Below are 18,557 nucleotides of genomic sequence, written 5' to 3' on the forward strand. Positions count from 1 at the left end.
TGCGACGATGTACGAGAACATCCTGCTCGCGGTCGACCTCGGCCACAAGGAGGCGGAGCAGCGCGCCATCGACACGGTGGTCGAGTACGCCCGCGCCTTCGGCGCGACGATCCACGTGCTCAACGTCGTGCCGGACTTCGGCATGGCGCTGGTCGGCGGCTTCTTTCCCGAGGGGTTCGAGAAGCGGGCGCTGGCGCGCGCTCACGAGGAATTGAACGCCTTCGTCGCCGCCGTCATTCCCGCCGAGATCCCGCATCGGACGATCGTCGGCCATGGCGGGATCTACCGCGAGATCCTGCACTGGGCACAGGAGACGAAGGCGGATCTCGTGGTTATGTCGGCCCACAGGCCCGAGCTCGAGGACTACCTCCTCGGCCCCAATGCCGCCCGGGTGGTCCGGCATGCCCGAACGTCCGTACTGGTGGTGCGGCCCGCGCCGGCATGACATAGATGTCGTCCGGCGCGGGACGGGCGCATCGCCCGATCGACCGCGCTGCGAGGCAGGACGTTCATGGCACTCTGGAAGCAAGCGCTCGTGGCGCTGATGCTCGTCGCGGGCGCGCTCGCGGGTTGGGCGACGTTCTCGCCGGGCACCGCGCCGGCGGCGATCGTGGACGTCGCCAAGCGCGTCGGGCTCCCCGTGCCGGAGGCGGGGCCGGGCGAGACGGCCGGCGGGGGGTTCCGCCGCGGCGGCTTCGGGCCGAGCCGCGTCGTCGTGGGCTCGGTCGCGCAGTCGCGCGAGGAGACGCGCCTCGACGTCATCGGCACCGCCGAGGCGGCGCGATCCGTCACGCTCTTCGCCCCCGACGACGGCCTCGTCCGCGCCGTACTGTTCGCGCCCGGGGACCGGGTCGAGGCCGGCGCGCCGCTCCTGTCGCTCGACGACCGCGAGCAGCGCATCGCGCTCGAGCGCGCCACCATCGCCGCCGACCTCGCGCGCGATCGCGCCGATCGCCTCCAGAGCCTCGCCGAGAGCCGCTCGGCCTCCGCCGTCCAGCTCGAGGAGGCGCAGGCCGCCCTCGCCGAGGCGCGCACGCAGGTCGCCGCCGCCGAGCTCGCGCTCGAGCGCCGCTCGCTCGTCGCCCCCTTCCCCGGACGGCTCGGCCTCTCGCAGGTGGAGATCGGCCAGCGGGTGACGACGCAGACGCCCGTCGCCGCGCTCGACGACCGCGGCCGCATCCTGGTGCGCTTCCCCGTCCCCGAGCGGCTCGCCGCCCGCGTCGCCCGCGGCGACGTGGTCCTCGCGCAGACCGCCGCATATCCGGGCGAGACCTTCCCGGCGACGATCGCCGAGATCGACAGCCGCGTCGATCCCGACAGCCGCGCGCTTCCCGTGCGCGCCGAGATCGCCAACGTCGACGACCGGCTGCGCCCCGGCATGAGCTTCACGGTCACCCTCGCCTTCCCTGGCGCGTCGCGCGTCGCGGTTCCCGCACAGGCGCTGCAATGGGACCGGGAGGGCCCGTACGTCTGGCGCGTCGCCGACGGGGCGGTGACGCAGGTGCGCGTCGCGCTCGCGGGCCGCGCGGACGGTGTCGTCCTCGTCGAGGCGCCGCTCGAAGCGGGCGAGCAGGTCGTCCTCGAGGGTGTCCAGCGCCTGCGCGACGGGGCCGAGGTCGAGATCGCCGAGGAGGCCCTGCCCGGCGCGACCTCCCCTGCCGGCCAGCGGAGCTGAGCGCATGAACGCCTATTCCCGCGCCGCCGACGTCGCCTCCCTGTGCGTGCGCCGCCCGACGCTCGCGGCGGTGATGAGCCTGATGATCGTGCTCGCCGGCCTCGCCGCGCTCTTCGGCGTGTCGGTCCGAGAGCTGCCGGACGTCGACCGCCCCGTCGTCACGGTGACGACCGAGTTCGCCGGCGCGACGCCCGCCGCCATCGACGCGCAGGTGACGCGGCTCGTCGAGGGCGCGGTGGCGCGGGTGCCGGGGCTCGTCTCCGTGTCCTCGTCGAGCGCGCGGGGGCGCAGCCGCATCGTCGCCGAGTTCGGCGAGGGCGTCGATCTCGACATCGCGGCCAACGACATGCGCGACGCCGTCTCCGGCATCGTCGGCCGGCTCCCCGAGGACGCGGCCGAGCCACGCGTCGTCAAGGCGGACGCCGACGGCGACGCGATCCTGCGCCTCGCCGTCGTCTCCGATCGCCACGCCATCGAGGAGCTCTCCGCCCTCGCCGAGCGCCTCGTGTTCGACCGGCTCGCCGCGGTGGAGGGCGTCGCCGACGTCCAGGTCTACGGGCTGCGCGAGCCGGTCTTCCGGGTGACGCTCGACGTCGCGGCGCTCAACGCGCGGGGCCTCACCATCGCCGACGTCCGCCGCGCGCTGGACGGCGTCCTGTCGGACGCGCCCGCGGGCGACCTGCGCATGCCGTCCTCGACGGTGCTCGTCGAGGCCGGGGCGGCCGCGCGCTCCGTCGACGAGATCGAGGCGACCTTCGTCGACCGCGGCACGCGCATCCGCGACGTCGCCTCCGTCTCGCTCGGGCCGGCCGAGGACGAGATGGTGCTGCGCTCGGACGGCCGCGTCGGCCTCGGCGCGGGCATCCTGCGCCAGGCGAGCTCGAACACGATCGCGATCTCGACCGCGGTGCGCGAGACGGTGGACGAGCTCAACCGCTCGCTTCCGGAGGGCATCGAGGTCGCCGTGCGCTCGGACGACGCGGTCTTCGTCGGAAGCGCCGTCGCGGAGGTGCTGAGCACGCTCGTCATCGCGACGCTCCTCGTCGTCGTGATCATCCTCCTGTTCTTCCGCTCGTGGCGCGCGACGCTCATCCCCACCGTCACCGTGCCGATCGCCATCATCGGCACGCTCGCGGCGATCTACCTGATGGGCTTCTCCGTCAACGTGCTGACGCTGCTCGCCCTCGTGCTGGCCACCGGCATCGTCGTCGACGACGCCATCGTCGTCATCGAGAACATCGAGCGACGCCGGGCGGAGGGCATGGGCGCGCGCGCCGCCGCGGTGCTCGGCACGCGCCAGGTCTTCTTCGCCGTGGTCGCGACGACGCTGACGCTGGCGGCCGTGTTCATCCCGATCTCGTTCCTGCCCGGGCAGGCGGGCCGGCTCTTCGCCGAGTTCGGCTTCACGCTCGCCGCCGCCGTGGTGCTCTCTTCCTTCGTGGCGCTGACGCTCGCGCCGATGCTCGCCTCGCGCCTTCTGAAGGACGAGGCGCCGCCTGCCGACGGCGGGCCGCGCCGGCGGCTCGACCCGCTGGCGACGGTCGGCGGCTGGTTCGTGGCGCTGTACCGTGTCCTCCTCGCGCGCGCGCTCGCGGTCCCGCTGGTCGTGCTCACCGTCTGCGCGCTCTTCGGGGTCGTCACCTGGATCGCCTGGTCGAGCCTGCCCGAGGAGCTCACCCCGCCGGAGGACCGCGGCTTCGTCCTCCTCGTCGTCTCGGCCCCGCAGGGCGCCTCGCTCGCCTACACCGACGGGAAGGTCGCCGAGATCGAGGCGATCCTCGAGCCCTACGTCGAGGCGGGCGAGATCGAGAGCGTGCTCGCCGTCATCGGCACCTGGGGTCGCTCGAACCGCGCCTTCATCGCCGCCCCGCTGGTCGACTGGGCCGAGCGCGAGCGCGACCAGCAGGCGATCGTCTCCGAGATCAACGGCAGGCTCGGCGCGATCGTCGGCGTGAGCGCCCGCGCCATCTCGCCCAACTCGCTCGGCATCCGCGGCGGCGGCCAGGGGCTGCGCATCGCCGTGCTCGGCGAGGACTACGACGCCATCACCGACACCGGCCTCGACCTCGTCGGCGCGCTGCGGCGCGAGCTGCCGGCCCTCACCAATCCCTCGCTGTCGATCGACGTCAGCCAGCCGCAGCTCTCGATCCGCCTCGACACGGCGCGCGCCGCCGACCTCGGCGTCGACCCGGCCGACGTCGCGCTCGCGCTCCAGACCGCCCTCGACGGCCGGCGCGTGGGCGACGTCTTCGTCGGCGACCGGGCGGTGGAGGTGCGGCTGCGCACCCCCGAGGGCGCGGTCTCGCAGCCCGACGACCTCGCCCAGATCCTGCTGCGCGGCAACGGCGGGGCGCTCGTGCCGCTCTCGGCACTGGCGAGCCTCACCGAGGAGAGCGTCTCGCCCTCGCTCGAGCGCGAGCGCCAGCGCCGCTCGGTCACCGTCGAGGCGGGGCTCCCCGCGGACCTGCCGCTGCGCGCGGCGATCGAGCAGGTCCGCGCGGTGGCGACGCCGCTCCTCGCGCCGGGCCAGACCATCGCCTTCCTCGGCGAGGCGGCGGCGCTGGAGGAGACCTCGCGGGGCGTCGCCATCACCTTCGCCTTCGCGCTGGCGATCGTGCTCCTCGTGCTCGCCGCGCAGTTCGAGAGCGTCGCCTCGGGCATCGTGATCATGCTCGTGGTGCCCTTCGGCCTGGGCGCGGCGGCGCTGGCCATGGCGGCGACGGGGACGAGCCTCAACATCTACAGCCAGATCGGCCTCGTGATGCTGATCGGGCTGATGGCCAAGAACGGCATCCTGATCGTCGAGTTCGCCAACCAGCTGCGCGACGAGGGGATGACCGTGCGCGAGGCCGCGCTCGAGGCGGCGGTGGTGCGCTTCCGGCCGGTGATGATGACGCTGATCTCGACGGTGCTCGGCGGCCTGCCGCTCATCCTGTCCGACGGTGCGGGATCGGAGGCGCGCGCGGCGCTCGGATGGGTCGTCGTCGGCGGGCTCGGCCTGTCCGTCCTGTTCACCCTGTTCCTGACGCCCGTCGCCTACCTGCTGCTGGCGGGCTTCACGAAGCCCCGTGCCGCGGAGGCCGCCCGGCTCGAAGACGAGCTCGCGGCGGCGGAACGGGCGGAGGAGGCCGGTGCGGGACGCGTTCCGGCCGAGTGACGCCGATGTCGTCGAGCGGCTCTCTCGCGCGCCTCGCAGGGCGCACGATGGTCGAGGATCGGCCGCAGGACGTCCACGAGGCCGCATGCGGGACGACGCGCACGCCGCCCCTTCGCGGCCGCCGACGGGTCGTCCCGGCTGCAAATCCTTGACTCCCGGCCGATCCCCCTGTACCTCGCACCCCTCAGCTCTTCGTCGCAGACGAACGCTCGATCCGCCGACCGGCCTCGCGAGGCCGGAGGTCAACGCCCGACAGCGCGTCGCGCCCTCGGGCGCGATCCGCGTTGCGTCGGTGGCCAGGGTGTCGGAGACGGGCATTGGCGAGGCGGGGGCGTGCCCCCCATATCGAGCCGGGTGAGCATGAGCGAGACGACGCGCGAGGGCGAGACCCTCGACATCGCGGAGGCGGTGAACGACACCTGCCCGTGGTCGGGAAAGCCGATCGCGGCGGATTCGCTCGCGCGCTATCGCGGCCGCGTGGTCGGCTTCTGCAATCCCGGCTGCCGCGACGAGTTCGTGGCGGCGACGACGCATTTCGACGCGGCCATCGACGCCGCGGAGGACGTCGAACACACCCCGCTCATCGCCAAAGGGCTCGACTGACCATGTTCGAAGGCCTCTCAGACCGCCTCTCCGGCATCCTCGACGGGCTCACGCGCCGCGGCGCGCTCTCCGAGAGCGATGTGTCCGAGGCCCTGCGCGAGGTACGCCGCGCCCTGCTCGAGGCCGACGTGGCGCTCGAGGTGGTGCGCTCCTTCACCGACCGCGTGCGCGAGCGGGCCGTCGGCGCCGAGGTGGTGAAGTCGGTCACGCCCGGGCAGATGGTCGTCAAGATCGTCAACGACGCCCTCGTCGAGATGCTCGGCGCCGACGCCGAGACGATCGACCTGCGCGCCGAGCCGCCGGTGCCGATCCTGATGGTCGGCCTTCAGGGCTCGGGCAAGACGACGACCACCGCCAAGATCGCCAAGCGCCTCTCCGAGCGCGAGAAGAAGCGCGTCCTCATGGCCTCGCTCGACACGCGCCGCCCGGCCGCGATGGAGCAACTCGCCATCCTCGGCGAGCAGGTGGGCGTCGACACGCTGCCGATCGTGGCCGGTCAGTCCGCGGTGCAGATCGCCCGCCGCGCCATGCAGGCGGCGCGGCTCGGCGGCTACGACGTCGTCATGCTCGACACGGCCGGCCGCGTCACCGTCGACGAGCAGCTGATGGCCGAGGCCGCGGAGGTGGGCCGGGCGGTCGAGGCGCACGAGGTGCTCCTCGTCGCGGACGCGCTCACCGGCCAGGACGCGGTGAACACCGCGCGGGCCTTCGACGCACGCATGGGCCTCACCGGCATCGTGCTGACCCGCATGGACGGCGACAGCCGCGGCGGCGCGGCGCTTTCGATGCGCGCCGTCACCGGCAAGCCGATCAAGCTGATCGGCACCGGCGAGAAGGTGGACGCGCTCGAGGAGTTCCACCCGAGCCGTGTCGCGAACCGCATCCTGGGCATGGGCGACATCGTCTCGCTGGTCGAGAAGGCCGCGCAGACGATCGACCAGGAGAAGGCCGTGCGCATGGCCGAGCGCATGCGCAAGGGCAAGTTCGACCTCGAGGATCTCTCCGAGCAGCTCGGCCAGATGGAGAAGATCGGCGGCGTCGGCGGGCTCATGGGCATGATGCCCGGCATGGGTGCCATGAAGAAGCAGCTCGAGGGTGCCAAGGTCGACGACAAGATGATCAAGCGCCAGCGCGCGATCATCTCCTCGATGACCGCGGCCGAGCGCAAGAACCCGGACATCCTCAAGGCCTCGCGCAAGAAGCGCATCGCCGCGGGCGCCGGCATGAAGGTCGAGGACGTCAACAAGCTCCTCAAGATGCACCGCCAGATGGCGGACGTCATGAAGATGATGGGCAAGAACAAGAAGGGCGGCATCGCCGGCGCGCTCGGCGGCATGTTCGGGCTCGGCGGCGGCGGCATGGGTGGCGGCATGGGTGCTGGAATGGGCGGCATGCCCGAGCCGACGCCCGAGATGATCGCCGAGATGCAGAAGAAGCTCGGTGCCGGTGGCGGCGGCCTGCCGCCGATGCCGCCGGGCCTCGGCGGACCCGGCTCGAAGCCCGGCGCGCCCGGCCTGCCAGGGCTCGGCGGCTCGAAGGGTGGCGGGCTGCCCGGCCTGGGCGGCGGCTTCCCGTTCGGGGGCAAGAAGAAGTGAGCGCCTTCACCCTCGAGATCCCGCGGCTGGAGACCGAGCGGCTCGTCCTGCGCGAGTGGCGCGCGGCGGACTTCGAGCCCTTCGCCGGCTTCTACGCGGACGAGGAGAGCGCCCGGCACGTCGGCGGCGTCGAGGATCGCATCGCGTCGTGGCGGCGGATGGCGGGCTACGTGGGCCATTGGCAGCTGCGCGGCTACGGGTTCTGGGCGCTCGAGGAGAAGGCGTCCGGCGTGTTCGTCGGCTATTGCGGCCTGTGGAACCCGGAGGGCTGGCCGGAGGCCGAGGTCGGCTGGGGGCTGATGCCCGGCGTCCGCGGCCGCGGCTACGTCACCGAGGCGGCGCTGCGCGCGCGCAGCTACGCCTACCGGGATCTGGGGTGGACGACGCTCGTCTCGTCGATCGACCCCGACAACCACGCCTCCGCGCGCGTGGCCCAGCGACTGGGCGCATGGCGGGACGGCACGTTCGACCTGCGCGGGGAGGTGATGGACATATGGCGCCATCCCGGCCCCGATGCGCTCGATCCGACGTCCGGGATGCACCGGACATCACCCACGCGACACTAGGCATCATCCAGGAGAGAAGAGCATGCCCCTCAAGATCCGCCTCACCCGCGGCGGCGCCAAGAAGCGTCCGTACTACCGCATCGTCGTCGCCGATTCGCGCTCGCCGCGCGACGGTCGCTTCATCGACCGGATCGGCTCCTACGACCCGATGAAGCCCAAGGACGCCGCCGACCGCATCGTGCTCGACGTCGAGAAGGCGAAGGCGTGGCTCGAGAAGGGCGCGCAGCCGACCGACCGCGTGCTGCGCTTCCTCGACCAGGCGGGCGTCGCCAAGCGTCCCGAGCGCGCGAACCCCGAGAAGGGCAAGCCCGGCAAGAAGGCGCAGGAGCGCGCCGCCGAGCGCGCCAAGCGCGAGGCCGACGCGGCTGCGGCCGCCTCCAGCACCGAGGCGTGAGGCCGATGCCGGGCCGACGGCAGCCCGAGCGCCGCGGCGCGCGGGCGCGCGGCCCGGCCGAGCAGCCCTTCGCGCCGCCCTCTCCGCGCGCGATCCCCGCGGCTCCCGCGGGAGACCTCGTGCGCGTGGCCGAGCTCGGCCGCGCCCACGGGGTGCGCGGCGAGATCCGGCTGAAATCCTTCACGGAAGATCCGACGGGCGTCGCCCGGCTCGGCCCGCTCACGGCGCCGGACGGACGGCGCTTCACCATCGAGAGCGCCCGCCGTGCCCCGGGCGGCGCGCCCGACCTCCTCGTCGTACGCCTCGCCGGCGTGACCGACCGGACCGCGGCCGAGGCGCTGACCCGCACGCCGCTCCACGCCCCGCGGGCGGCGCTCGCGGCCCCCGATCCGGACGAGGATGCTGACGAGGACACCTGGCTCGCCGCCGACCTGATCGGCCTCGCCGTCCTCGACGCGGCCGGGGAGACGATCGGCCGGATCGTCGCCGTGCCCGATTTCGGGGCGGGCGACCTCCTCGAGATCGCGCCGGCGAACGGCGGCCCCACCGCCTACCTCCCCTTCACCCGCGCCTTCGTGCCCGAGGTCGCCGTCGCCGAGGGCCGCGTGGTGGTGCGCCCCCCCGCCGACCTGTTCGCACCCGCCCGCGGCGAGCCGTCACCCGATGACGAGTCGCAAGAGGACGACTCGCCAAGGAAGGAATCGCAGGGGGGCGGGCCGCCATGATGCCGACCGGCTTTCGCGCGAGCGTCCTCACCCTCTACCCCGAGATGTTCCCCGGCCCCCTCGGCGTCTCGCTCAGCGGCGAGGCGCTGTCACGCGGGATCTGGTCGCTCGAGGCGCGCGACATCCGTGCCTTCGGGCGGGGCCGGCACCGGGCGGTGGACGACACCCCCGCCGGCGGCGGGCCGGGCATGGTGATCCGTGCCGACGTGCTCGCCGAGGCGATCGACGCCGCCTCGCCCGCGGACGATCCGCGCCCGCGCCTGCTGATGAGCCCGCGCGGGCGCCCGCTCACGCAGGACACCGTCCGCGCCCTCGCCGCCGGCCCCGGCGCGCTCGTCGTCTGCGGACGCTTCGAGGGTGTCGACGAGCGGGTGATCGAGGGGCGCGGGCTCGTCGAGGTCTCGATCGGCGACTACGTGCTCTCCGGCGGCGAGATCGCCGCGATGGTGCTCCTCGACGCGATCGTGCGGCTCCTGCCCGGCGTGATGGGCGCCGCCGCCTCGGGGGAGGAGGAGAGCTTCGAGGGCGGGCTGCTCGAGTACCCGCACTACACCCGCCCGCGGGACTGGGAGGGGCGCCTCATTCCCGACGTGCTCCTGTCCGGCGACCACGGGCGCATCGCCCGCTGGCGCCGCGACGCGGCCCGTGCCCTCACCCGCGCCCGGCGGCCGGACCTGCTCGGGGACTGATCCCCGCAACCCTCGCTGCGCCGCGGCGTCGCGCGCTCACGACCAACGCGCCTCTTCCCACGGCGCACGGGCCGGCTTAAGCTTCGTTCATGAGCGAGCTCGTCACAGGCATCAGACACGCGAAGCCGGCCGATGCGGCCGCGATCTCGAAGGTCTTCGACGCGGCCTGGCGGGAGGCGTACGGCGGCATCATCCCCGGCGTCGCGCTCGAGCGGATGATCCAGCGCCGCGGCCCGCGCTGGTGGGCGTTCTCCCTGCGCCGCGGGCGGCCGCTCGCCGTGCTCGACGTGGGCAAGACCATCGCCGGATACGCCTCCTACGGCCGCTGCCGCGACCGATCCCTGCCCGCCGAGGGCGAGATCGACGAGCTCTACCTCGCGCCGGAGTACCAGGGCGTCGGGCTCGGGCGGCGCCTGTTCCGGGCCGTCGTCAACGATCTCGGCGACCGCGGGGCGCCCGCGGTCGCCGTGTGGTGCCTGTCGGAGAACGAGCGCGCCTGCCGGTTCTACGAGCGCCTGGGCGGGCGCCTCGTTGCCGAGGGACGCGAGCGAATCGGCTCCGACCAGCTGCCCAAGAAGGCCTACCTGTTCGAGCGGTGAGCGCCGCCCGGGCATCGGGCGGGCGCGCGGGCGGCGAAAGTCGTCCTTGTGCGCCGCCGCGCCGGAAGCTACCTAGAGCGCCACCGCAAGCCCCCGCGACGCGCGCGGCGCGTCCGCGACGAGGAGGATCGCCATGCGCATCGACGCCGTCTCCATCGGCAAGAACCCGCCCCACGAGGTGAACGTCATCGTCGAGGTGCCGATCGGCGGCGAGCCGATCAAGTACGAGCTCGACAAGGAGGCGGGCACGCTGGTGGTGGACCGCTTCCTCTACACCTCGATGCGCTATCCCGGCAATTACGGCTTCGTCCCCCACACGCTCTCCGACGACGGGGATCCGGTCGACGTGCTCGTCGCCAACACCCGCGCCATCGTGCCCGGCGCCATCATCGCCGTGCGGCCGGTGGGCGTGCTGATCATGGAGGACGAGGCGGGGCAGGACGAGAAGATCATCGCCGTGCCGACGACGAAGCTCACGCGCCGCTACGAGAACGTCAAGACCGTCGCCGACATGCCGAAGATCACGCTCGAGCAGATCGAGCATTTCTTCGCGCACTACAAGGATCTCGAGCCCGGCAAGTGGGTGAAGATCGTGCGCTGGGGCGACGCGGAGGAGGCGCTCCAGATGGTCTCGGCGGCGATCGAGAAGGGAAAGGCGGCGAAGAAGGGCTGAGCGCGGCGCTCTTCTCCCCCCGCCTTTCTCCTTTCGCGGAACGAAGAAGCCCGGGCCTCGCGGCCCGGGCTTCTCGCATTCGGGCACTCCGATCGAGAGATCAGAGCTGGAAGTACTTCTCGCGCGCCGCGATGAAGCGGGCGTCGTTCTGCTCCGTCGAGGTGCGCACGATGCGCAGGGCGTCGACGTAGGACTGGGTGACGCGCTGGGTCAGGTCGTCGCCCGAGTCGAGCAGGCCCTGGATGATCTCCTTGGCGGCGACGGCGCCGGCCTCGAGGATCTCCTCCGGGAAGTAACGCACCTGGACGCCGTGCTCGTTGACGAGCGTGGCGAGGGCGCGCGGGTTGTTGGCGTAGAAGTCCGAGGCGACCTGGTCGTACTCGGCCTGGCTGCAGTCGCGCACGATCGCCTGCAGGTCGGAGGGCAGTTCCTGGAACTTGGCCTTGTCGACCACGAGCTCGGTGGCGAGGCCCGGCTCGTTGAACGAGGGGAAGTAGTAGTTCTTCGCGATCTGGTAGAAGCCCAGCGCCAGATCATTGTAGGGGCCGACGAACTCGGCCGCGTCGAGCGTGCCCGCCTGCAGGGCCGGGAAGATCTCGCCGCCGGCCATGTTGGTGACCGTCGCGCCGAGCTGCTCCCACACGCGGCCGCCGAGCCCCGGGGTGCGGAAGCGCAGGCCCTGGAGGTCGGCGAGGCTGTTGAGCTCGTTGCGGAACCAGCCGCCCGCCTGGGTGCCCGTGTCGCCCGAGAGGAAGCCCTGGAGGCCGAACTGGTCGTAGATCTCGTCCCACAGCTCCTGGCCGCCCATGTAGCGCACCCAGGCCGCGAGCTCGCGGGAGGTCATGCCGTACGGAACGCCCGTGAAGAAGGACAGCGCCTGGCTCTTGTTCTGCCAGTAGTACGCCGCGCCGTGGCTCATCTCGGCGGTGCCGTCGATGACCGCGTCGAGCGACTGCAGCGGCGGCACGAGCTCACCGGCGGAGAACACCTGGACCGTCAGCCGGCCGCCGGAGGCGGCGGTGATGCGGTCGGCCAGGCGCTGCGCGCCGACGCCCAGGCCCGGGAAGTTGCGCGGCCAGGTCGTGACCATGCGCCAGGTCATGTTGCCCTGCGCGATCGCCGGGGCCGCGAGGCCCGACGCGGCGGCGACGCCGCCGACCGCGGCACCCTTCAGGAATTGACGACGTTCCATACGTGAACCCTCCATCATTATGGGCTTACCGGACCCGTTCCCTCCGCGGGCGACTCCGCGGGAGGGGTGCGCGGCTCGCGGGCGCGGACTGGCGTGTCGCGCACCGCCGGACCCGGCGCGCGCGCACCTTAGCAACACCGGAACGAAAGACAACAGAGCGCAACCATCCGCAACCACGTCCGATCGGTCGCGTGCATCGCGTTCAGGCGGCGGGGCCGTCGTCGGAATCGTGCGCCGGCGTGGACGCGGGAGCCCGGCTGCGCGCCGTCCCGGCAGAGCCGCGGGTGCGGAAGACGACCGGCAGCACCAAGCCGATGCCCAGGAAGCGCACGAGGTGGTGCACGCCGACGTAGAGCGGATCGAGTCCCATCACGAGCGCGAGCACCACCATGGCCTCCAGCCCGCCCGGCGCGAAGGCGACGAGCGCCTCCGCGAGCGGCGCGCCGGCGAGGGCGACGGAGAGGCCGGCGAAGACGCCCGCCACCGCGATGCCGACGACGAAGGCGGTCAGCGCGGCGGGCACGAGCCGCCGGATGGCGGGGAGGTCGAGCGTGTTGAAGCGCTGGGCGATGTAGACGCCGATGAGCACGAAGCCGAGAGTGGCGATCGCGTCCGGGATCGGTCCCGCCACCGAGCCGCTGACGTAGGCCGCGCCGCTGAACAGGGTCGCGCCGAGCAGGAGCGGCGCGGCGAGCCCTATCCGCTCGAAGCCGACGCCGACGACCACGCTCCCGAGCAGCACGACGGCGAGCGTGCCGGCTCCCGCCGTCTCCGGCGCGGGCGCCGCGCCCGGGACGATCGCCGTCTCCCCTCCCCCGCCGGCGGCGACGAGGAAGGGGAGGACGATGATGAGGAAGAGGAGGCGCGTCGACTGGACGATGCCGATCCCCGGAACGTCCGCCCTTCGCTCGGCGGCGATCGCCATCACCGCGGTGAGCGCGCCCGGCACGGTGGCGAGCACGGCGTCGTCGCGGCGCCAGCCGAAGCCGCGCATCAGCACGAGAGAGGAGGCGAAGGTCGTCGCGACGACGGCGGCGGCGAGGAAGAGGAGGCTCAGCGGGTAGCGGCCGGCGGCGGCCAGCGTGTCGGGCGTCATCCCCGCGCCGATGACGGCGCCGGAGACCACCATCGCAGTCTCGGCCAGCGCGCGGGGCATGATCACGGCGAGCCCGAAGCGGCCGAGCACGATGACCGCGACGACCGCACCCGAGAGCCAGGATGCCGGTACGCCGAGCACGGTGAACAGCCAGCCGCCGCACCAGGCGACGGCGACCTGCACGACCTGCGCCAACGGCGAGCTGCGGTAGATCTCGAGGCGGTGGCGCGGTGTCACGGCGGCGATGCCACTTTCTCGCGCGCCTTGCGATCGATCAATGTTCGGGGCGCGCGACCCTGCCATTGTCCTTCGCGACGGGGCGCTGTTCCTGGCGGTTGCCGTCACGGACGCCCGGCGTAATCTCGGGGGAGTTGCGCCGGGCGTCTTGTTTCTCTCGTTCAGGTCCCTTGTCTCAGCATCGACCCCCGCGGGGAAGCCCGCGCGACGCAAACCGGGCCTGTGCGGCACGCGCGGGCGCGCGCCACACGACGGCTGCGGCGCGCGTCAACGGCTCGCCTGCTCGCCCGACAGCGTCAGCTCGAGATAGGTCGCCGTCACGGGCTCGATCTGCGCCGCGACGCGCCCGGCCATGGCCTCCTCCTCGGCGAGGGACTGCCGGAAGGCCGTGACCGAGGCCGCGTCGCCCGCGCGCTCGGCGATGGCGATGAGCGAGCGATAGGCGGCGATCTCGTAGTTCTCCAGCGCGTGGTCGGCGTAGAGGTTCTTGAGAATCTCGTCCTGCGCGGGCGCGTGGAAGATCGCGGCGAGGTTCCCGGCGATGCCGAGCGCGCCTTCCTTGACGCTGGACGGCGAGGAGCCCTGGCCGTCGAGCGCGGTGGCGAGGCGGTCGCGCTGGTGCTTCGTCTCCTCGATGTGCGCCTCGAGGATCGCCTTCATCTGCGGATAGCGCTCGAGCCGCTCGACCTGGCGCTCCATGGCCTGCAGGGCCTGGAGCTCGAGGGCGTGCGTGTTCTTGAGCGCGGTGACGTAGGTGGACTGGAGATCGGTCATGGCTTTCGTCCTTTCTTGACGGGCGGTCGTTTCGCCGTGCGAACGGCGCGGCCGGTGCGAGGTTCCGGGTCGCGCCCGTCCGTTGCGGGACGCGGCCGCAGCCCCGCGGCGGAATGGGCTGGCGTCGCGCGAAAAATCGTCTATGGTCCGCGCCGTCGGCTCCGATGACGGGGCCGGCCGCTCGTGCACGACCCCGCTGGACGACATCCCGGCCGGGCCGAGGCGCGCGCGAGATCGAGCCGGGCGGCGCATGCGCCGCGCTCACCCGCTCCGCAGGACGCGCTCCCCTCGAGCGAGATCCGTGTCCCGCCGGCGGGACGGCGCCCGCGGGAGCGTCGCCGGTCGGCTCACCGCACGAACGAGAAGGACGAAGACGATGTCGATCACGCCCGAGCGCAAGGCCGCGCTCATCAAGGAGTATGCGCAGAAGGACGGCGACACGGGGTCGCCGGAGGTGCAGATCGCGATCCTCACGGAGCGCATCACCAACCTCACGGACCACTTCAAGAGCCACGCGAAGGACAACCATTCGCGCCGCGGTCTCCTGAAGATGGTCTCCCAGCGCCGCTCCCTCCTCGACTACCTCAAGCGCGGCGACGAGGCCCGCTACCGCTCGGTCATCGAGCGCCTCGGCATCCGCCGCTGAAGACCGCGCCGGGCGCCCGGGGGAGCATCCTCGGGCGCCCGGCGCCTTCCGCCCCGCCGGTCCCGGACCGGCCACGGGCCCATCGTCATCGTCCGGTCGATGACCATGGACAGGATCGCCGGAGGCTCCCCGCACCGCGCCGCGAGCCTCCCGCCGTCTTGCCCATGGCGTCGCGCGGGCCGACAGACCGCACGCAGGCAAGAGAGACTGAGACAGATGTTCGACATCCAACGCGAAGAGCTGATCTGGGCGGGGCGCAAGCTCGTCCTCGAGACGGGCAAGGTCGCCCGCCAGGCCGACGGCGCCGTCGTCGCCACCTACGGCGACACCACCGTGCTCGCCACCGTCGTCGCCGCCAAGGAGCCCAAGCCCGGCATCGACTTCATGCCGCTCACGGTGAACTACCAGGAGCGCACCTACGCCGCCGGCCGCATCCCGGGCGGCTACTTCAAGCGCGAGGGCCGCCCGACGGAGAAGGAGACGCTCGTCTCCCGCCTGATCGACCGCCCGATCCGCCCGCTCTTCCTCGACGGCTGGCGCAACGACACGCAGGTGATCGTGACCGTGCTCTCGCACGACCTCGAGAACGATCCCGACGTCGTCGCCATGGTCGCCGCCTCCGCGGCGCTGACGCTCTCGGGCGTGCCGTTCACCGGGCCCGTCGGCGCGGCGCGCGTCGGCTGGATCAACAATTCCTACGTCCTCAACCCGACGCTCGCCGAGATGGAGGACTTCACCCTCGACCTCGTCGTCGCCGGCACGCAGGACGCGGTTCTGATGGTGGAGTCCGAGGCGCGCGAGCTGCCCGAGGACGTGATGCTCGGCGCCGTCATGTTCGGCCACAAGCACTTCCAGCCGGTCATCGACGCGATCATCCGCCTCGCCGAGAAGGCCGCCAAGGAGCCGCGCGACTTCGCCCCGCCGGAGCGCGAGGAGGTCATCGAGGCCGTGCTCGCCGCCGCCGGCGACGACCTGCGCGCCGCCTACAAGATCACCGACAAGCAGGCCCGCTACAAGGCCGTCGACGCCGCCAAGGCGAAGGTCATGGCCGCGCTCGTGCCGGCCGAGGGCGAAGCCCGCTTCGAAGCCGAGGCGGTCAAGGGCGCCTTCAAGGAGGCCCAGGCGCGCGTCGTGCGCTGGAACATCCTCGACACCGGAGCGCGGATCGACGGCCGCGACCTGAAGACGGTCCGCCCGATCGTCTCCGAGGTCGGCGTGCTGCCGCGCACCCACGGCTCGGCGCTGTTCACCCGCGGCGAGACGCAGGCGCTCGTCGTCGCGACGCTCGGCACCGGCGAGGACGAGCAGTTCGTCGACGCGCTCGAGGGGACGCGCAAGGAGCGCTTCCTGCTGCACTACAACTTCCCGCCCTATTCGGTGGGCGAGACCGGCCGCATCGGCTCGCCGGGCCGCCGCGAGATCGGCCACGGCAAGCTCGCCTGGCGCGCGCTGCGCCCGATGCTGCCGCCGCCGCACGAGTTCCCCTACACCCTGCGCGTCGTCTCCGAGATCACCGAGTCGAACGGCTCCTCCTCGATGGCCACCGTCTGCGGCACCTCGCTGTCGCTGATGGACGCCGGCGTGCCGCTGCGCCGCCCGGTCGCGGGCATCGCCATGGGCCTCATCCTCGAGGGCGAGCGCTTCGCGGTGCTCTCCGACATCCTCGGCGACGAGGACCATCTCGGCGACATGGACTTCAAGGTCGCCGGCACGGAGGCGGGCATCACCTCGCTCCAGATGGACATCAAGATCGCCGGCATCACCGAGGAGATCATGAAGGTCGCCCTCGACCAGGCCAAGGGCGGGCGCGAGCACATCCTCGTCGAGATGGCGAAGGCGCTCACCGCGCCGCGCTCCGAGCTCGGCGAGTACGCCCCGCGCATCGAGGTGATGCAGATCCCCACCGACAAGATCCGCGAAGTCATCGGCACCGGCGGCAAGGTGATCCGTGAGATCGTCGAGAAGACCGGGGCCAAGGTGAACATCGAGGACGACGGCACGGTGAAGATCGCCTCGTCCGACGGCGCCTCGATCAAGGCGGCCTACAACTGGATCCGCTCGATCGTGGCGGAGCCGGAGGCCGGCGCGATCTACGAGGGCAAGGTCGTCAAGGTGATGGAGTTCGGCGCCTTCGTGAACTTCTTCGGCTCGCGCGACGGCCTCGTCCACATCTCCGAGCTCGCGCCCCAGCGCGTCGCCACGGTGAAGGACGTCGTCAAGGAGGGCGACACCGTGAAGGTGAAGTTCCTCGGCATGGACGACCGCGGCAAGATCAAGCTCTCGATGAAGGTCGTCGACCAGGCGACCGGCGAGGACCTCTCCAAGAAGCGCGCCGAGGGCGCGCCCGAGGGCGAGGCCCCGGCCGCCGAGGCCGGCGAGTCCTCCGGCGGGAACGCCGGCGAGGGCCGTCCGCGCCGCCGCGGCGGTCGTCGCGGGGAGTGATGCGGGGGCGGCCGCGGCCGCCCTTCGCTTCCGATCGAGTTCCGGGAGCGCGGCCCTTCGGGGCCGCGCTCCCTTCGTTTCGGGGGGCGGAACGCCACGGCGGCCTCCTCGACGGGTCCCCGCGACCGCCTCACCCTCACCTCCCCATCAGCGCGCGCTTCGTCGCCGCGTCCGCCGGGAAGAACGCCTCGATCGCCAGCTCCGACAGGGTGACGTCCACCGGCGTGCCGAACACCGTGACCGTGGAGACGAAGGCGAGCTCGCCCAGCGGCGTGCGCAGGCGCAGCGGCAGAGCGATCGCGGCGGCGGGACTTCCGGGCCCGGGCGCGTCCGACGGCGGGGCGGGATAGGCGGCGATCTCCTCGGCCAGGGCGGCGAGGGTCGGGTCGGCGGTTGTCTCGACCTGGCGGGCGAGGCGCTCGAGGATGTGGGTGCGCCAGTCGCCGAGGTTGACGATGGCCGGCGCGAGCCCGCCCGGATGCAGGCTCAGCCGCAGCACGTTGACCGGCGGCTCCATCAGCCGCGCCTCGCGCACGCCGGCGAGAAGCGCCGGCACGGCGGCGTTCATGGCCAAGAGCGTCCAGTGCCGATCGACCGCGAGCGCCGGATAGGGCTCGTGGCCCTCGAGCACCCGCGCCACCGCCTCGCGGGCGGCGGCGAGCGAGGGGTCGTCGAGCCGCCGCTCGGGGTAGAGCGGCGCGTAGCCCGCGGCGAGCAGCAGCGCGTTGCGCTCGCGCAGCGGAACGGCGAGATGCTCGGCGAGGCGCAGCACCATCTCCCGGCTCGGCCGCGCGCGCCCGCTCTCGCAGAAGCTCAGGTGCTTCTGCGAGACCTCCGCGTCGAGCGCGAGGTCGAGCTGGCTCAGGCGCCGACGACGGCGCCACAGGCGCAGGTGATCGCCGAAGCTGTGCGGCGCGGGGGCGAGGAGGGCGTCGTCCATGAGCGGAAGGCTACGCCGCGGCGGGCGCGCGGCCAATTACCTCGCGCACCATCGACGCGGGGGCGCGTTCGGGGGAGCGTCTCCCCGTTCCCGATCGCACCCCCGCAACGGAGAGACGCCATGACCGCCCCCATCCGCCGGCCGTCCACGGCCACGGCCCCCGCCGGCCGCACCTATCCCGTCGCCCCGCTCCTCCGGCGCGCCCTCCTCGTGGACGTCGCCGCGAGCGGCGCCGCCGGCATCACCCTCGCCGGCGCCGCGGGGACTCTCGCGGGTCCGCTCGGCCTGCCGGAGACACTCCTGCGGCTCGCGGGAGTGGTCTGCCTCGCCTGGGCGAGCCTCCTGTGGCTCGCAGCGGCGCGCCCGCGCCTCCCCCGGTTGGTCGCCTGGGGGATCGTCGAGGGCAACGCGTTGTGGGTGCTCGGGAGCGTCGCGCTCCTCGTCGGCGGTCTCGTGTCGCCGACCGCGCTCGGCGTCGCCCTCGTCCTCGCGCAGGCGGCGCTCGTCGGCGGCTTCGCCGTGGCCCAGGCCCGCGCGCTGCGCGCCCCGCGCGC

The 18,557-nt window shown here is 72.9% G+C and carries 18 protein-coding genes; 14 read left to right on the top strand and 4 right to left on the bottom strand.

What is annotated here, in order from left to right:
• Window positions 1-7 precede the first annotated feature (7 nt).
• The 11 genes from ACTZWW_RS16365 (at window position 8) to ppa (ending at window position 10,676) form a co-directional block, all read left to right on the top strand.
• A complete protein-coding gene (locus ACTZWW_RS16365; protein ID WP_444782039.1) occupies window positions 8-445 on the top strand; it encodes a universal stress protein in 438 nt (145 codons plus the stop codon).
• 66 nt (window positions 446-511) lie between these two features.
• On the top strand, window positions 512-1,675 hold the full coding sequence (locus ACTZWW_RS16370) for an efflux RND transporter periplasmic adaptor subunit (RefSeq protein WP_444782040.1): 1,164 nt from the start codon (window positions 512-514) through the stop codon (window positions 1,673-1,675).
• 4 nt (window positions 1,676-1,679) lie between these two features.
• Window positions 1,680-4,832, top strand: a complete 3,153-nt coding sequence (locus tag ACTZWW_RS16375) for an efflux RND transporter permease subunit (RefSeq protein WP_444782041.1) — start codon at window positions 1,680-1,682, stop codon at window positions 4,830-4,832.
• A 360-nt stretch (window positions 4,833-5,192) separates the two neighbouring features.
• Window positions 5,193-5,435, top strand: coding sequence for a glutathione S-transferase (locus ACTZWW_RS16380; protein ID WP_444782042.1), 243 nt, complete (start codon window positions 5,193-5,195; stop codon window positions 5,433-5,435).
• Between the two features lie 2 nt (window positions 5,436-5,437).
• On the top strand, window positions 5,438-7,030 hold the full coding sequence (ffh, locus tag ACTZWW_RS16385; protein ID WP_444782043.1) for a signal recognition particle protein: 1,593 nt from the start codon (window positions 5,438-5,440) through the stop codon (window positions 7,028-7,030).
• A complete protein-coding gene (locus ACTZWW_RS16390; protein WP_444782044.1) occupies window positions 7,027-7,596 on the top strand; it encodes a GNAT family N-acetyltransferase in 570 nt (189 codons plus the stop codon). The genes ffh and ACTZWW_RS16390 overlap by 4 nt, the downstream gene beginning before the upstream one ends.
• A gap of 22 nt (window positions 7,597-7,618) precedes the next feature.
• Complete coding sequence (rpsP, locus tag ACTZWW_RS16395) at window positions 7,619-7,990, top strand: 30S ribosomal protein S16 (protein WP_444782045.1); 372 nt, start codon at window positions 7,619-7,621, stop codon at window positions 7,988-7,990.
• A gap of 5 nt (window positions 7,991-7,995) precedes the next feature.
• Window positions 7,996-8,715 (top strand): ribosome maturation factor RimM, encoded by a 720-nt coding sequence (gene rimM / locus ACTZWW_RS16400; RefSeq protein ID WP_444782046.1) that lies wholly within the window; start codon window positions 7,996-7,998, stop codon window positions 8,713-8,715.
• The gene (gene trmD, locus ACTZWW_RS16405) at window positions 8,715-9,404 is read left to right on the top strand and encodes a tRNA (guanosine(37)-N1)-methyltransferase TrmD (protein ID WP_444782055.1); all 690 of its coding nucleotides are present in this window, start codon (window positions 8,715-8,717) and stop codon (window positions 9,402-9,404) included. Before rimM ends, trmD begins: the two co-directional genes overlap by 1 nt.
• A gap of 89 nt (window positions 9,405-9,493) precedes the next feature.
• Window positions 9,494-10,003: a GNAT family N-acetyltransferase gene (locus ACTZWW_RS16410; RefSeq protein ID WP_444782047.1), complete on the top strand. Its 510-nt coding sequence runs from the start codon at window positions 9,494-9,496 to the stop codon at window positions 10,001-10,003.
• Window positions 10,004-10,136: 133 nt separating this feature from the next.
• Window positions 10,137-10,676, top strand: coding sequence for an inorganic diphosphatase (ppa, locus tag ACTZWW_RS16415; protein WP_444782048.1), 540 nt, complete (start codon window positions 10,137-10,139; stop codon window positions 10,674-10,676).
• Between the two features lie 100 nt (window positions 10,677-10,776).
• Here the strand turns inward: ppa and ACTZWW_RS16420 are convergent, their stop codons facing one another.
• From ACTZWW_RS16420 to ACTZWW_RS16430, 3 genes are all read right to left on the bottom strand, one after another.
• On the bottom strand, window positions 10,777-11,868 hold the full coding sequence (locus ACTZWW_RS16420) for a TRAP transporter substrate-binding protein (protein ID WP_444782049.1): 1,092 nt from the start codon (window positions 11,866-11,868) through the stop codon (window positions 10,777-10,779).
• Between the two features lie 202 nt (window positions 11,869-12,070).
• The gene (locus ACTZWW_RS16425; RefSeq protein WP_444782050.1) at window positions 12,071-13,201 is read right to left on the bottom strand and encodes an AbrB family transcriptional regulator; all 1,131 of its coding nucleotides are present in this window, start codon (window positions 13,199-13,201) and stop codon (window positions 12,071-12,073) included.
• A 267-nt stretch (window positions 13,202-13,468) separates the two neighbouring features.
• Window positions 13,469-13,975, bottom strand: a complete 507-nt coding sequence (locus tag ACTZWW_RS16430) for a ferritin-like domain-containing protein (protein WP_444782051.1) — start codon at window positions 13,973-13,975, stop codon at window positions 13,469-13,471.
• Between the two features lie 376 nt (window positions 13,976-14,351).
• Between ACTZWW_RS16430 and rpsO the strand changes: the two genes are divergently transcribed.
• Entirely contained in the window at window positions 14,352-14,621 is a 270-nt protein-coding gene (gene rpsO, locus ACTZWW_RS16435) for a 30S ribosomal protein S15 (protein ID WP_372426233.1), read from the top strand.
• A gap of 216 nt (window positions 14,622-14,837) precedes the next feature.
• A complete protein-coding gene (gene pnp, locus ACTZWW_RS16440; RefSeq protein WP_444782052.1) occupies window positions 14,838-17,063 on the top strand; it encodes a polyribonucleotide nucleotidyltransferase in 2,226 nt (741 codons plus the stop codon).
• Window positions 17,064-17,199: 136 nt separating this feature from the next.
• On the opposite strand, the gene ACTZWW_RS16445 is transcribed toward pnp, so the two are convergent.
• A complete protein-coding gene (locus ACTZWW_RS16445) occupies window positions 17,200-18,003 on the bottom strand; it encodes an MmyB family transcriptional regulator (protein ID WP_444782053.1) in 804 nt (267 codons plus the stop codon).
• A 120-nt stretch (window positions 18,004-18,123) separates the two neighbouring features.
• Between ACTZWW_RS16445 and ACTZWW_RS16450 the strand changes: the two genes are divergently transcribed.
• A partial coding sequence (locus ACTZWW_RS16450; protein WP_444782054.1) for a hypothetical protein occupies window positions 18,124-18,557 on the top strand: 434 nt, incomplete at its 3' end.

This window comes from Salinarimonas sp. NSM (assembly GCF_052380005.1).
Lineage (GTDB): Bacteria > Pseudomonadota > Alphaproteobacteria > Rhizobiales > Beijerinckiaceae > Salinarimonas.